The sequence below is a fragment of the Clostridium sp. UBA2485 genome (assembly GCF_002341865.1).
GTDB lineage: Bacteria > Bacillota > Clostridia > Clostridiales > Clostridiaceae > Clostridium_J.
Map to the genome: position 1 here is coordinate 77,891 of NZ_DDOV01000074.1, position 14,635 is coordinate 92,525.

The window sequence follows — 14,635 nt, forward strand, 5'->3', positions numbered from 1 at the left end:
AAACTATTAAATATATTTTAATAGTTATTTGAAAATTTTTCAAATTTTATACATATATATATTTTAAACATTATGTTAAAATACTTTATAATATTTATAAAAAATTAATGTTAATTAAAATTTATAAATATATAATAAACATATAATTTTAGATATAGCTATAAGATTTATACTATTATAATTAATATATTTCCCAATTATAATAAGTTCATTATAAATAATAGAAAACTTTAATGTTAAATAAACTATAATTACTTTTCATATTTAAATATAAATTATATCATATTTTATGTTTTTATTATAAAAATATTTTATGAAAAGAAAAATATAATATACTTAAATATAAAATAATTATTACTTTGTAATATTTTTAATATTTAAAGAGTATATAAATTAAAAGCCGTGATCTTAATCACGACTTTCAATTTCTAAAGTTATAGGACAGTGGTCTGAACCTAGAACTTCATTTAAAATCTCTGCCTTTAAAACTCGATTAACCATGTTCCTTGAAACAAAGAAATAATCTATTCTCCATCCGGCATTTCTTTCACGAGCCTTAAATCTGTAGCTCCACCAACTATATTTTATTTTATCTGGATTTATATATCTAAAGGTATCAATGTATCCATTTGATATAAATTTGTCTATCCAAGCTCTTTCCATTGGTAGAAAACCAGAGGTCTTTTCATTAGCTTTAGCATTTTTTATATCAATAGGAGTATGAGCAGTATTATAATCGCCACAAATTATTAAATTAGTACCTTTTGATACTTCAATATTACAAAAATCTAATATAGCATCATAAAATTCCATTTTATATTCAAGTCTTTCTTCAGAAGATTGACCATTAGGAAAATAGATATTCATAAGAGTAAAGCCTTCATATTCAGCAATTAATATACGTCCTTCTATATCAAATCTTTCAATACCAATACCGTTTTTTATAGATTTTGGTTTTGTTTTAGTGTAAATTGCAACTCCGCTATATCCTTTTTTTATTCCATGAGAAAAATATGAATAGTAGCCTTCAATATTAGTTATGTTTTCATCTAAATTATTTTCTTGAAGCTTAGTTTCTTGAATACATAATATATCAGGTGATGATTCCATTATCCAAGGAATAAAATCTTTTTTTAACATGGCTCTAAGACCATTTATATTCCATGAGTAAATTTTCATTGTAAAACTCCCCTCATAAGTATTTGAGATAAATTTATAAAATATATCTCAATTTTAAAATATTTAATAAGATAAAATATAAATAATAATTAATAAAAATTTTGTTATAATAGTATATATAAATATTTTAATATTACTATAATGATTAATTTTCATCTTTTCTATCATTATATAGTTTAATAGTGTATTAATAAAGACAAATTGATAATTCTTATCAATATAAAAATTTAATCTCTTTTAAATAGTGTACTTATTCACTAGATTTATTGAAAGTTAAATTTTCATATGATAGAATTTAATTAAGTTAATATTTGCTGTTCTGTAAGGAATATGGTTTTAAGCCATAGCAGCCCCCGCTACTGTAATCGTGGACAAAGAGCAATAGTCACTGGAATTTATCTGGGAAGACGCTTTGAGGTTGAAACGAGAGCCAGGATACTTATTAAACAGTATATTCAAGCTTTTCTTCGGAGGGAAGAGTTGGTTTAGTTTTACAGAAAGCCACTCTCTTTCTTTTACCTTTAAAGAAAGAGAGTTTTTTATTTTGTAATACATAGAATTTAAATAAAAATATAGAAAGGAGCAATACACGAGTTGTTTCTATTTTAAAATAGAAACTATTATGGAATCAGCTAGGATATCTGAAAGAAAATATATCAAAATATTGACTAGTTATTTTTGAATATAGCTAAATAGAAATTGATTAGTCAGGGGCTTATATCGACTTAATTTATATAGAAAATATAGGAGGATATAGTTATGAAGAATAACAATAAAAGGATTATAACAACTATTTTAATTTTACTTATTGCTGTTGTAGGTTATTTCGCTTATGGAAAATTTGCAAAAGTTGAAACCGTTAAAGGAAATAAAAATATAACAGTAATTGTTAAATCTGAAAAAGATAAATATGAAAAAGAACATAAACATTCAACAGATGCTGAATTTTTAGGAAAGACATTGGATGAGATGAAGATAATAGATGCAGAAAAATCACAATTTGGAAGATATGTAAATAAAGTAGATGGAATTTTAGCAGATAAGAATAAACAAGAGTGGTGGAAACTTACAATAAACGGAGTGGATGCAACAGCAGGAATAGACGAAACTCCGATAGCTGATGGAGATAGATTTGAGTTTATATTTACAACAGGCTGGTAAATATTATGAATAAAACCAGAGAGTTAATTATAATAGTGTTATTATCTTCAATAATCACAGTATCAAAAATGTTTTTAAGCTTTTTACCGAATGTAGAACTTGTATCAATGCTTTTAATTGTTTATACACTTGTATTTAGGAAAAAAGCTATAATTATAGCACTATTATTTATTCTTATAGAAGGGTTAATCTACGGAATTGGATTATGGTGGTTTAGCTATGTTTCTGTTTGGCCATTATTAGTTATACTGACATTATTATTTACAAGGATAAATAAAGAAAACTTTTTACTTTGGTCTATATTTTCAGGAGTTTTCGGCTTAATCTTTGGTATGCTTTTTGCCCTTCCTTATATAATATTAAATGATCTTAGTTTTGCTGTTGCTTATTGGATAAGAGGAATACCTTATGATATAATTCATATGGTAGGAAATTATCTGGCAATGATGCTATTAGGAGAACATATTTATAAATTATTAGTAAGGCTAAATAAAGAAGAGTGCAAAAGTTATTAATTTTAAAATTTTATTGCTTAAATTTAGGTATCATATTAAAAGAGTAAAAAACCTTCTTGTAATTAAATGGAGTTACTAAACATCATTTACAAGAAGGTTTATTTTATTTAATTATAAAGATAATTCATCAATCAAAATGCTTTATTAATTATATATATCGGAAAATTCCATATATATCTTTTCTATAGGGTTAAAATTTATTTGTTTATTTTCACTATAATTACAATTTTTATTTTGTAATATAGGAATTTCCACTATAAATTCACTTCCTACATTTTCTTCACTTATAACAGAGATTTCACCATTATGCATTTCTACCAGAGATTTCACAATGGAAAGGCCTATACCACTACCTTCATGATTTCTGTTCATAAGAGGCTGTACTTGTCTAAACCTATTAAAGATTATCCTTTGTTTTTCTTTAGGGATGCCTATACCATTATCCTTTACCGAAATGATTAGGTTACCATTATTTTCAGAGATGTTCAGCTGAATTTTACCATGAGGCTTTGAGAACTTTGCAGCATTAGATAATAAATTTAAAATTATTTGCTCTATTTTTTCAGCATCACAGCTCATTATTTTACTAGTAATTGTACTATGATAGGTAAAGATTAAATCTTTACTTTCTATATAATTTTTAATAGAATTACAGATGTTTATTATTATGCAAATTATGTCTTGATCATGCATATTTAAAGATAAAAATCCAGCATCAATTTTTGTGGAATCGATGAGATTGTTGATTAATCTTAAGAGTCTATAGCAGTTTTGTTTCATTATATTAACATAATTATATAGTTTTTCTTTACTTTTTAAATTATCTTCATTATCAAGATATACCTTAAAGAGTTGAATAGAACTAAATATACTATTTAAGGGTGTTCTAAGTTCATGAGACATATTTGATAAAAATTCTGTTTTAAGATTACTATACTCTAAGGCTTCTTTTAAAAGAATATTATTTTTACCGTATGTATCTTTACTATATATGTATATATCATCTTCAATTATTTCTGATAATTTGTATTTTGAGTTATAACTTTTATTTTTTTTAAGTTTTTTACTTTTGTAATATAAATAAATTAAGTCACTAGGATGAATATGTTCATATAAAATTTCTAGTGCAGTTAACATGAGCTTTTTTTGATTACAACCAACTACCTTACTAAGTTCTTCTGAGAATTTTGCAACATTTTTTTTAAAGACATATTCATAATCACCTACTTCATTTAAATTTTCTAAGGCATTTAGCATCTCTGATAAGTCTTCATTGTTTAACATTAAATTTACATCATTCACATTACATCACCTTTTAGTATCAAATATATTTTATTATATCACCATTATTGTAAATATTATGTAAAATATTGCGCAGATTGAAAATAAAAGATGAACAATAAATAAATGCTGTATTTATAAGCATTTATTCTATTAAAGATAATATGCTATGGAATATTATTACATATATTCCCAAAAATTAATAGGTTTACTTTGTTGTATTAAAATTGTGTAAAGCTTAAATTGTTTTTACTTATTATAAATAAGATATTTGAAATATTGTATCAAAATTTAGTAGAAAATTTTTTTACATTTACTCTATTTTAAAATTTTGATTTAAATCACAGTTTATTAGAGAGATCTTTCTTATACTTGAATTAATAAATTAAGATATATTCTTAAAAAGAAGGTGAAGTATGAAGAACATATTAGATATGAATAAAACTATTTATGAGCTATGCAAGGAAAATTCTAGGCTTAAAGAAAGGTTAAAAAGTATAGGATTTGAAAATATAGCTGATGATAAAATGCTAAATACAGTTGGTCGAATTATGACCATTCCTAAAGGTGCGAAAATAAAAGGTTATGACATAAATGAAGTTAAAGAAAAGCTAATAAAAGAAGGTTATCATATAGTTTAATGGAAAAGGAGGTAGAGCATATGAGTGAGATTATAAATAATAGAGAGAATAAAAAAATAAATAAAAATAAGAGAGCGGAAAGGTTAAAGAAAATAATAAAAGATTTGCATAATGGAAAAAGTGTAGAAGAAGTCAAAGAAGAATTTGAAACTCTTATAAAAAATGTTTCTGTAAATGAAATATCTGAAATGGAAGCAGCCTTAATAAAAGAAGGAATGAAAGTAGAAGAGATTCAAAGATTATGTGATGTTCATGCTGAAGTATTTAAAGGCTCAATTGAAGAAATTCATAGAGATGAAAGACCTGAAAATAGTAAAGGACATCCTATCTATACTTTAAAAATGGAGAACCTAGCAATAGAAAACCTTTTAAATAAGAATATATTACAAGCTTTAGTATTATATAAAAAGGAAAATACCAATGAAAATTTACTAAAGCTATTAGAAGAATTTAATTTACTATGGGATATAGACAAACACTATAGTAGAAAAGAAAATATATTATTTCCTTACATGGAAAAATATAAAATTACAGTTCCACCTAAAGTTATGTGGGCTGTAGATGATGAAATAAGAAGAGATATAAAAGAGATAAAAGATATTTTGATTAATTTCAATGGTGATATAGAAGTGCTGGAAGAAAAAATTAATATCATTACAACAAAAATTTTAGATATGATCTTTAAGGAAGAAAATATATTATTTCCATTATTGCTAGAAACTTTAACAGAAGATGAATGGGTTGAAATAATGGAAGATAGTGATGAAATAGGATATTGCTTAATAGATGTAGTAGAAAAGTGGAAACCTCAGCGAATGGCTATGGAATATGCAAAAGAAGATAATAGATTTGAAAAAGAGTATATTAAATTAGATACAGGAATTTTGAATATAGAGGAATTATCAGCTATATTTAATCATTTACCAGTAGATATTACTTTTATTGATAAAGATGATGTAGTAAAATATTTTTCTCAAAGCCAAGAGAGGATATTTGCAAGAACTAAATCTGTAATTGGAAGAACTGTTCAAAATTGCCATCCACCTGCAAGTGTTCATATTGTAGAACAAATGCTTAAAGATTTTAAATCTGGAAAGAAGCACAGTGAGGAATTTTGGATTAAAATGGGAGAATTATATGTATATATAAGATATTTTGCAATCAAAAATGAAAAGGATGAATATATGGGGACATTAGAAGTAACTCAAAATATAAAGTCCATTCAAGAAATAACTGGTGAGAAGAGGTTATTATCACAATAATTTATATATAACTTTTAATAGTTATTGACATAGAAGAAAAAATTTTATATAATTCTATAGGAATTTAAAAAAATATATGAAATTTAATAATCTGCTTTATATATCTTTTACAAAAAAAGATATACAAGTGCTGAAGTTAAACACTTTGAAAATCTTCAAAGTGTTTTTTTTATCTAAAAACATAGAGAAAGGAGAGATAAAATTGAGTTTAAAGATAAACTTTAAAGAACTTTTTAACGACAAAAAATTCTATAAGAACTTATTTCTATTGTCCATGCCTATTGTATTACAACAGTTAATAGCATCTTCATTAAATATGTTAGATACAGTTATGATTGGTATGGTTGGAGAAACTGAATTAGCATCAGTAGGTATAGCAAATCAGTATTATTTTTTATTTAGTATATTTATTATGGGTATAAGTTCTGGTTGTTCCGTATTTATATCTCAACTTTGGGGTAAAAAAGACAAGGAAAACATAAGAAAAGTATTAGGTATTGGACTTATAAGTGGTATGATAATAACTGCATTATTTACCATTATAGCATTATTAATACCAAAATCAATTATAGGAATATTTAATAAAGATATAGAAGTTATAAGACTAGGAAGTGAATACTTAATTATAGTATGTTTAAGTTATGTATTTACGGCTATTAGCTTTAACTTTGCAGCAGCTTCTAGAAGCATTGAAAATACAGTACTTCCTATGGTGGCTAGTTTAGCAGGATTAATTTGCAATGGAATATTAAACTATGTATTTATATTTGGTAAACTTGGATTTGGGGCTATGGGAGTAAAGGGTGCTGCAATTGCTACCCTAATTGCAAGAATAGTAGAATCAATCATATTAGTAGCTCCTATATATTTTGCTAAAGGGATATTAGCAGTGAAATTTAAAGAAATCTTTAGTATAACTAAAGATTTAGTTAAGAGTGTTTATGCAACTATAATACCTGTTATGCTTAATGAAGCTTGTTGGGGATTTGGAAATGTAACTTATGCAATAATCTATGGAAGAATAGGTACTCAAGCTTCCGCAGCAATACAAATTTGTACAACTGTTCAAAATTTATTTATGATAATTACTTTTGGACTAGCTAATGCTTCAGTAGTTATTGTAGGAAAAGAGATTGGTTCAGGAAGGGAAGAAAGAGGTAAACTTTATGCAAGAAGACTATGTACAGTATCTGCATTGGTTGGACTAGCGTTATCCTTTATTCTTGCTTTAAGTGCTCCAATGGTATTATCACTATTTAATGTTTCACAGGCTGTATTAAATGATGCATTACTAATTTTGTATATCTATGCCGTAGTTATGACTGCAAAAGTATACAATGTTATGCTTATTGTAGGTGTACTTAGAGGAGGAGGAGATGCAAAGTTTGGTGCTATGGTGCAGGGTATTACACTATGGTTTATAGGAATACCATTAGCTTTTGTTGCTGCCTTTATATTTAAACTTCCTGTTTATATAGTTGCACTAATGACTGCTATTGAAGAAACTATAAAAGTAGTTATATTAGTTAAAAGATTTATTTCAAACAAATGGATTAACAATGTTATAAAAGATATAGAAAATGAAAGCGAAATTGCTATTTAAAATAAGCCTATTATGGGCTTATTTTATTTTTAATGAAATATTTACCTGCTATAAAAAAGAAAAATAAAGATAAATAAATGTAGGCTGTGATTAATAGAGAAAGATACATAAAAATTTTAAAAAATTCATATATAATATATTAATTGACTATTTTCCGGATTTGATTTTATAGAAAAATTTAATCTAAATTATAGAAGTTTTTATGCGAACTATGTTATAATAACAACATGAACTCCTATATACGTTACTCCATAAAGAAATTTAAGACTTATTTAAAGTGTAAAGATTTAAATAAGGAAATTAACGGCTTTATACAATAAAATCTTAAAACTTTTGGGGGTGAAAAATATGCTAACAGTAGAGAATATTTTACTTATAAGCTCTATACTACTTTTTGTTAGTATTTTTGCTAGTAAGATATTATATAAAATTGGAATACCAACTTTAATATTATTTTTAGTTGTTGGTATGTTAGCAGGTTCTGATGGTATAGGGAAAATTTATTTTTATGATCCCAAAATAGCACAATTTATAGGAACTGTTGCATTAAGCTTCATTTTATTCTCTGGTGGATTAGATACAAAATTCGATGTTATAAAACCGGTATTTAAGCAGGGAGTATTTTTATCCACATGTGGAGTTTTAATTACTGCTATAACAGTAGGATGCTTTGTTTACATTATAACAGATTTAAGTTTTTTAGAAGGAATGTTATTAGGTTCAATTGTTTCCTCTACTGATGCCGCGGCGGTATTTTCCATACTTCGTTCACAAAGTTTAAAACTTAAAGGGAATTTGGCACCATTATTGGAACTTGAAAGTGGTAGCAATGATCCTATGGCCTATATGTTAACTGTATCAATTCTTGGTCTTTTAACAGAAGGTGATATGGGTATAGCTAACTTTATTGCACTATTTTTTATGCAAATGGTTCTTGGTTCATTACTAGGAGTCTTTTTTGGCAAGCTTATGGTGTTTATAATCAATAAGATTAAGTTAGACATTGATGGGTTATATCCAGTGTTAACTATAGCTATGGCTATATTTACTTTTTCAATTACAGATTTAATTGGTGGGAATGGATTTTTAGCTATATACATTTCAGGATTAATACTAGGAAACAGTAGTTTTATACACAAAAAAACTGTGATGAAATTTTTTGATGGTCAATCTTGGCTTATGCAGATAATTTTATTTATAACCCTAGGACTATTAGTATTTCCTAAACAACTTACATCTATTAGTGGCACAGGACTTATGATATCAGTATTTATGGTTTTAGTTGCAAGACCACTATGTGTTTTTATAATACTATCATTTTTTGATTTTACATTTAAAGAAAAACTTTTAATATCATGGGTTGGGTTAAGAGGAGCTGCACCTATAGTTTTTTCAATTTATCCATTGTTAGCAGGTATAGATATTGCACCTATGATATTTAATATAGTATTCTTTATATCTGTTACTTCTGTTTTAATTCAAGGTACTTTTTTGCCTAAAGTAGCAAAGCTTCTGGATCTAGCAGAAGAAGATATGGGAAAACTAGATAAGGATAAGTTTGTAGATAGGTATGATAGTTTTAAGAATCAGCTATTTGAACTTAAAATTGATAAAGATTCTAAAGTTATAAATAAGCCTATTGTTGATATTCAATTTCCTAAAACTTCTTTAATCATTACCATTAATCGTAATGGAAAATATGTTACACCTAATGGTTCTACTGTGTTGGAAGCAGGGGACAAATTAATTATAACTTCAGAAAAAAAAGAGGACATATTTGACATAAGGAAATGTATAAAATAAAAAAATTAGAAAATTCATAATCTAAAAGTAAAAGACTATAGAGATAATTTTCCAATAAATCATTTAAAATAACATCATCATTTAACAGAAAATTATGGAGAAATTAGGAGTAAATATTGAGAGATTAGCTAACTTAAGTATATTTGCTAATGGAAAAATGAAGTGAAAAACTTATACTAAATTAGGTAATTTTGCTAGAAAAAATTGATTTCTAAAGAGGTATGGCCGTGGGTTGTTTAGAAATCTTATAAAATATAAAATTTTAATTATGATAAATAAAATGTTGGAAAATAAAGATGTTTAGTTAAAATATGAAAGACAGTAGTGAGAATAATCATTACTGTCTTTAGTTTTAATCTTTTGAGTAAAATTAGGTGTTATGCAAATAATATAAAAAAATTGAGGAGGTTTTTATATGTTTGAAATAATGCCATGGAAAAGACATAATTCTATAAGTAAAAGAGGGGATATTTTTAATCAGTTAATGAATCAATTTTTTGATGAAGATTTCTTAGAAAGAATAAATTATAATAGTTTTTTAGTAGATTTAAAAGAAGATGAAAAATCTTATATAATTGAAGCTGATTTGCCAGGAATAAAAAAAGAAGATATATATCTAGATTATAATAATGATTATTTAACTATTAGTGCTAAAAGAGAAAATCTAGTTGAGGATAAAAAAGATAATTATGTAAGAAAAGAGAGAAGTTATGGTACATTTAAAAGAAGCTTTTATGTAGATAATATTGACGAAGATAATATTGATGCAAAGTTTGATAATGGAGTATTAAACATAATTATTCCCAAACTAAATGATGGTAAAGTAGAAAAAAGAAGGATAGAAATAAAATAAATATTAAAAATTGTTGAAATATATATGTAAATAAATTAGAATATAAATAGTGTAATCTTTTAATTACAAAATATATAAATAATTAAGAAAAGGAGGGTAGAAAATGGAATTTAATATTAGCAATATGACAGACAAAAATCAAAAATATAGTAGTTCCGTTGCAAAAAATGGAAATATTAATTTTAACGGGAGTAGTCTGTCCTTTTTTAAGTATATTGCTAATATAAGTGTAAATCCATGAGTATATCTTTAGCTTTTTTATAAGGAAAAGTGTTTTTTTGAGCTCTATGGGTTTTCCATAGAGCTTTTAATATTTAAAAAAGAATAGCTATTCTTGTAAGCCAATATGTCCATAAGTATGAGCGAAAGCTTTATGGATATTATTAGGCTTATTTTATTTTATAAAAAATTAATATTAGAGAAATATATGGAGGGATTAATATGATAGAGTTAGCTTTAAATAAAGTTTTAAAGTACTATGGAGCTACAATGATTTTAGAGGATGTAAGTTTTGAGGTTCATAGCGGAGAAAGAGTAGGATTAATAGGAAGAAATGGATGTGGTAAAAGTACACTTTTGAAAATAATTGGTGGAATAGAAAGTAGTGATGGAGGCATGGTAACTGTAAGAAAAGATGCAACCATAGGATATTTAGATCAACTTCCTCAGTATAATGATGATTTTAGGGTAATAGATGTACTTGATTTAGCTTTTAATGAAGCTAATGAGATTGCAAGAGAGATGAAGGTACTAGAAAATAAAATGTCCATATTTCAAGGAAAAGATTTAGAAAAAATTTTATATAAATATGAGGAGTTACAAAAATCTTTTGAAATTTTAGGAGGATATGATATAGAAGAAAAACTAAGTAAGATTTGTAATGGCTTAAAAATTACTGAGGGTTTTAAAAATAGAATATTCAATAGTTTAAGTGGCGGAGAAAAAACTACTGTAATATTGGGTAAGATATTACTAGAGTCACCTGAGATTTTGCTCTTAGATGAACCTTCTAATCATTTAGATTTAAAATCTATAGAGTGGCTTGAGGATTATTTAAAGGAGTATAAAGGAGTATCAATTATTGTTTCACATGATAGATATTTCTTAGATAGAGTTGTTAATAAAATTGTAGAAATCGAAGATATGGTATCTACAGTTTATATAGGAAATTATTCTTCATATGTTAAAGAAAAAGAAGATAATATTCTTAGAATGTTAGAAGCTTATGAAAATCAGCAAAAGAAGATAAAATCTATGGAAAAAACTATAAAGGATTTAAGGGAATGGGGAAAAAGAGCTGACAATGTTAAATTTTTCAAAAGAGCAGCAAGTATGGAAAAACGGTTAGAAAAAATGGAAAAATTTCAAAGACCCAAAATAGAGAAAGAAAATATAAAATTATCACTAGAGGTAAAAAATCGTTCTGGTAAAGAAGTAATAAAAATTAAAGAGTTGAGTAAAAGATTCAATGATAAGATTTTACTAGATAAAGCTAATTTTCTTTTAACTTATGGAGAAAAAATAGCTCTTATTGGAGACAATGGTACAGGAAAATCAACACTTTTGAAAATACTTTTAAATAATTTTGATGAAAGCTTTAATGAAAAAGAATATTGTGGAGATAGTGGTATGGCAGAGTTAGGGGCTTCAGTAAAGTTAGGCTATTTACCTCAAAAGATTAAGTTTAACAATGAGGATAATATTGTTTTAGAGTGTTTTAGAGAAGACGTTTCAATAACTGAAGGTAAGGCAAGGGAGTATCTTGCAAAATATATGTTTTTTGGTGAAGAAGTTTTTAAAAAAGTCAAAAACCTTTCTGGTGGAGAAAGAAGTAGATTATGTTTATGCAAACTTATGTATAATGAGATTAATTTACTAATATTAGATGAGCCTACTAACCATTTAGATATTGACTCAAGAGAAGTATTAGAAGAGTGCTTAAAAGAATTTGAAGGTAGTATCTTCTTTGTATCTCATGATAGATATTTTATAAATCAACTATGCCATGGTATAGTTGAATTAAATAGTGGTAAATTAAATTCATATATAGGTGACTATGATTATTATAAAGAAAAGAAAAATGAGGAGAAAAATAAAGTAAAAGCCATAAATGAAAAAACTATTAGTAAAAAAAGTTATAAAAGTGTTAATGAAGATAAAAGGTTAAAAAATAAAGAAAAAAAAGTGGAAGATTTAGAAGAGGAAATATCATGTCTAGAGATAAGATTAAAAAATATTGAGAAAGAGATGGTATCCGACTCTATAGATTATGAAAGTTTAAATACTTTATATGAGGAAAAATTATTTATAGAAAATAGTTTAGAAGAACTAATAAAAAAATGGGAACAATTGATTTAATATAGTTTATTTTCAAGAGCAAAATATTTATTGTATATGTATAGTTATAACTTAATTAAAGGAGTGAGTTTATGAAGGAGAGAATGGGGCTTGCTCTAGCTGGTGGTGGAGGAAAAGGCGCTTATGAAATAGGAGTATGGAGAGCACTTAAAGATTATGGGATAGAGGATTCTATAGGTGCTGTAGCAGGAGCATCTATAGGAGCATTAAATGGGGTATTATTTGCTTTAGGTGAATATGACTTAGCCTTAAATCTATGGACTTCTATATCACCAGAAAAGGCATTTGGAAAAGAAAATAAAAAAGAAAATATCGTAGAAACTATTAAAGAAAACTATGATGATAAAAAAATGAAAAATACTAATGGTGAAAAAAGTTATTTAAAAGAAAAAAAAAATATTTATTATTTAAGATGTTTAAAGGAGAGCTATATAAAGTTTAGAGAAAGGAAAAGAAGTGTAAGTTTAAAGAAACGAATTGAAGATATGGAGGTTAATGGTATATTCTCTAAAGAAGGGATAATAAATATTTTAGATAATTTAGTAGATTTAGAGAGATTGTCTCATACGGATATAGAATGTTTTGCTTCTTGTTGCAAAGCTCCTTTAAATAAACCTAAAATACTTTGTTATAGAAGTAATATGAACACAGAATATTTTAAATTAAATAACTGTGAAAAAGAAAAAGTTAAAACAATTTTATTAGCAACTTCAGCCCTTCCACTAGTTTTTGGTACAGAAATTATTGATGATATTGAGTATGTTGATGGGGGGATTGTAGAAAATATACCAATACTACCTTTGTATGAAGCAGGATATAAAAAAATAATAGCAGTTCATTTAAAAAAAGGTTATATAATAGATAAAGAACCTTTTCCAGGTCTAGAAATTATTGAAATTATACCTAGTGAACCTATTGGAGATTTTTTTAATGGAACTTTAGACTTCTCATTAGAGAATGCCCTAAAAAGAATGGAGCTTGGATATAAGGATACAGTTAAAATTATAAAAGAACTAAAACTTTAATAATGAATAATTAAGAAATAACAATTATAGAAACTTCTCCCTTTGTGGAGAAGTTTTAACTTGTTTTTTGAAAAAGCTACTTAGATATTTCTATTATAAAGTAATTAAGAGGCTATTAAAAAATTAATTTAAATAAAGCTAATTTAATTTTTAATTGTCAACAGCCAGTTAATTAAGCTATTCTTCATTTATAAAGCTTAATGCCTTTCCTATACTTTCATTTATAACTAAGTGAGCATAATTATCATAAGGAGTAGAGGATTTATTTATTAATACTAAATTTTTTCCATTAAAATATCTTATAAGACTAGCAGCTGGATAAACAACTAAAGATGTACCGCCTACAATTAGAGTATCCGCATTTGCAATAGCTTCTATAGAGTCAGTTAAAATTTGTTGGTCTAGAGATTCTTCATACAATACAACATTTGGTCTTACAATGCCACCACAATTATCACAATAAGGTACTAATGTATCACTATCTAAAACATAATTTAAACTAAAATTTTTATTACATTTTATACAGAAATTTTTATGAACAGATCCATGAAGTTCGAAAACATTTCTACTTCCTGCAAGTTGATGTAATCCATCTATATTTTGAGTTATAACCGCTTTTAGTTTACCTATTTTTTCAAGCTTTGATAGAGCATAATGACAATTATTAGGAGAAGCATTAGGATATAACATTTTTTCTTTGTAAAATCTAAAGAAATCTTCTGGATATCTTATGAAAAAACTGTGGCTTAATATTTCTTCAGGATTATATTTCTTATTATTAGAAGAATTATATAATCCTTCAGCAGATCTAAAATCAGGTATAGAAGATTCTGTAGATACCCCTGCACCGCCAAAAAATACTATATTATTGGAGTTTTTAATAATATGTTTTAAATTTTCAATGCACATGTAATCACCTCATAATTATTATACCAAAGATTAATGGAATAAAAA

General features: G+C 25.8%; 13 protein-coding genes and 1 riboswitch. Of the genes, 10 read left to right on the forward strand and 3 right to left on the reverse strand.

All coding sequences use genetic code 11. The annotated features are described in order from the left end of the window. Positions 1-408: 408 nt before the first annotated feature. Positions 409-1,179, reverse strand: coding sequence for an exodeoxyribonuclease III (locus tag B3603_RS15240; RefSeq protein WP_291566448.1), 771 nt, complete (start codon positions 1,177-1,179; stop codon positions 409-411). A 279-nt stretch (positions 1,180-1,458) separates the two neighbouring features. Beyond that, positions 1,459-1,640: riboswitch (cobalamin riboswitch) on the forward strand. Positions 1,641-1,938: 298 nt separating this feature from the next. Between B3603_RS15240 and B3603_RS15245 the strand changes: the two genes are divergently transcribed. Together B3603_RS15245 and B3603_RS15250 are read left to right on the forward strand one after the other, a co-directional pair. Beyond that, the gene (locus B3603_RS15245) at positions 1,939-2,340 is read left to right on the forward strand and encodes a DUF4430 domain-containing protein (protein ID WP_291566450.1); all 402 of its coding nucleotides are present in this window, start codon (positions 1,939-1,941) and stop codon (positions 2,338-2,340) included. A 5-nt stretch (positions 2,341-2,345) separates the two neighbouring features. Further along, entirely contained in the window at positions 2,346-2,855 is a 510-nt protein-coding gene (locus tag B3603_RS15250; RefSeq protein WP_291566451.1) for a hypothetical protein, read from the forward strand. A 144-nt stretch (positions 2,856-2,999) separates the two neighbouring features. Here B3603_RS15250 and B3603_RS15255 read toward each other — a convergent pair whose 3' ends face one another. Beyond that, the gene (locus B3603_RS15255) at positions 3,000-4,157 is read right to left on the reverse strand and encodes a sensor histidine kinase (protein ID WP_291566453.1); all 1,158 of its coding nucleotides are present in this window, start codon (positions 4,155-4,157) and stop codon (positions 3,000-3,002) included. A gap of 395 nt (positions 4,158-4,552) precedes the next feature. Here B3603_RS15255 and B3603_RS15260 point away from each other — a divergent pair, with 395 nt between their 5' ends. The 8 genes from B3603_RS15260 (at position 4,553) to B3603_RS15295 (ending at position 13,681) form a co-directional block, all read left to right on the forward strand. Further along, positions 4,553-4,777 carry a DUF1858 domain-containing protein gene (locus B3603_RS15260; protein WP_291566455.1) on the forward strand — a complete coding sequence of 75 codons (225 nt, stop codon included), beginning with the start codon at positions 4,553-4,555 and terminating at the stop codon, positions 4,775-4,777. A 20-nt stretch (positions 4,778-4,797) separates the two neighbouring features. Beyond that, positions 4,798-6,039, forward strand: a complete 1,242-nt coding sequence (locus tag B3603_RS15265) for a DUF438 domain-containing protein (RefSeq protein ID WP_291566457.1) — start codon at positions 4,798-4,800, stop codon at positions 6,037-6,039. Between the two features lie 202 nt (positions 6,040-6,241). After that, positions 6,242-7,642, forward strand: coding sequence for an MATE family efflux transporter (locus tag B3603_RS15270; RefSeq protein ID WP_291566459.1), 1,401 nt, complete (start codon positions 6,242-6,244; stop codon positions 7,640-7,642). A gap of 348 nt (positions 7,643-7,990) precedes the next feature. Further along, the gene (locus B3603_RS15275; RefSeq protein ID WP_291566461.1) at positions 7,991-9,445 is read left to right on the forward strand and encodes a potassium/proton antiporter; all 1,455 of its coding nucleotides are present in this window, start codon (positions 7,991-7,993) and stop codon (positions 9,443-9,445) included. A 415-nt stretch (positions 9,446-9,860) separates the two neighbouring features. Then, on the forward strand, positions 9,861-10,298 hold the full coding sequence (hsp18, locus tag B3603_RS15280) for a heat shock protein Hsp18 (protein ID WP_291566463.1): 438 nt from the start codon (positions 9,861-9,863) through the stop codon (positions 10,296-10,298). A 103-nt stretch (positions 10,299-10,401) separates the two neighbouring features. Continuing rightward, complete coding sequence (locus B3603_RS15285) at positions 10,402-10,539, forward strand: hypothetical protein (protein WP_291566465.1); 138 nt, start codon at positions 10,402-10,404, stop codon at positions 10,537-10,539. A gap of 200 nt (positions 10,540-10,739) precedes the next feature. Further along, the gene (gene abc-f / locus B3603_RS15290) at positions 10,740-12,656 is read left to right on the forward strand and encodes a ribosomal protection-like ABC-F family protein (RefSeq protein ID WP_291566467.1); all 1,917 of its coding nucleotides are present in this window, start codon (positions 10,740-10,742) and stop codon (positions 12,654-12,656) included. 71 nt (positions 12,657-12,727) lie between these two features. After that, a complete protein-coding gene (locus B3603_RS15295; protein WP_291566470.1) occupies positions 12,728-13,681 on the forward strand; it encodes a patatin-like phospholipase family protein in 954 nt (317 codons plus the stop codon). Between the two features lie 177 nt (positions 13,682-13,858). On the opposite strand, the gene B3603_RS15300 is transcribed toward B3603_RS15295, so the two are convergent. Continuing rightward, positions 13,859-14,590, reverse strand: a complete 732-nt coding sequence (locus B3603_RS15300; RefSeq protein WP_291566472.1) for an NAD-dependent protein deacylase — start codon at positions 14,588-14,590, stop codon at positions 13,859-13,861. Between the last annotated feature and the right edge of the window lie 45 nt (positions 14,591-14,635).

Bases quoted from the DNA above. Each gene is read 5' to 3' on its own strand.
- B3603_RS15240 (WP_291566448.1), bottom strand. From the start codon at position 1,179: ATGAAAATTTACTCATGGAATATAAATGGTCTTAGAGCCATGTTAAAA.
- B3603_RS15245 (WP_291566450.1), top strand. From the start codon at position 1,939: ATGAAGAATAACAATAAAAGGATTATAACAACTATTTTAATTTTACTT.
- B3603_RS15250 (WP_291566451.1), top strand. From the start codon at position 2,346: ATGAATAAAACCAGAGAGTTAATTATAATAGTGTTATTATCTTCAATA.
- B3603_RS15260 (WP_291566455.1), top strand. From the start codon at position 4,553: ATGAAGAACATATTAGATATGAATAAAACTATTTATGAGCTATGCAAG.
- B3603_RS15265 (WP_291566457.1), top strand. From the start codon at position 4,798: ATGAGTGAGATTATAAATAATAGAGAGAATAAAAAAATAAATAAAAAT.
- B3603_RS15275 (WP_291566461.1), top strand. From the start codon at position 7,991: ATGCTAACAGTAGAGAATATTTTACTTATAAGCTCTATACTACTTTTT.
- hsp18 (WP_291566463.1), top strand. From the start codon at position 9,861: ATGTTTGAAATAATGCCATGGAAAAGACATAATTCTATAAGTAAAAGA.
- B3603_RS15285 (WP_291566465.1), top strand. From the start codon at position 10,402: ATGGAATTTAATATTAGCAATATGACAGACAAAAATCAAAAATATAGT.
- abc-f (WP_291566467.1), top strand. From the start codon at position 10,740: ATGATAGAGTTAGCTTTAAATAAAGTTTTAAAGTACTATGGAGCTACA.
- B3603_RS15295 (WP_291566470.1), top strand. From the start codon at position 12,728: ATGAAGGAGAGAATGGGGCTTGCTCTAGCTGGTGGTGGAGGAAAAGGC.
- B3603_RS15300 (WP_291566472.1), bottom strand. From the start codon at position 14,590: ATGTGCATTGAAAATTTAAAACATATTATTAAAAACTCCAATAATATA.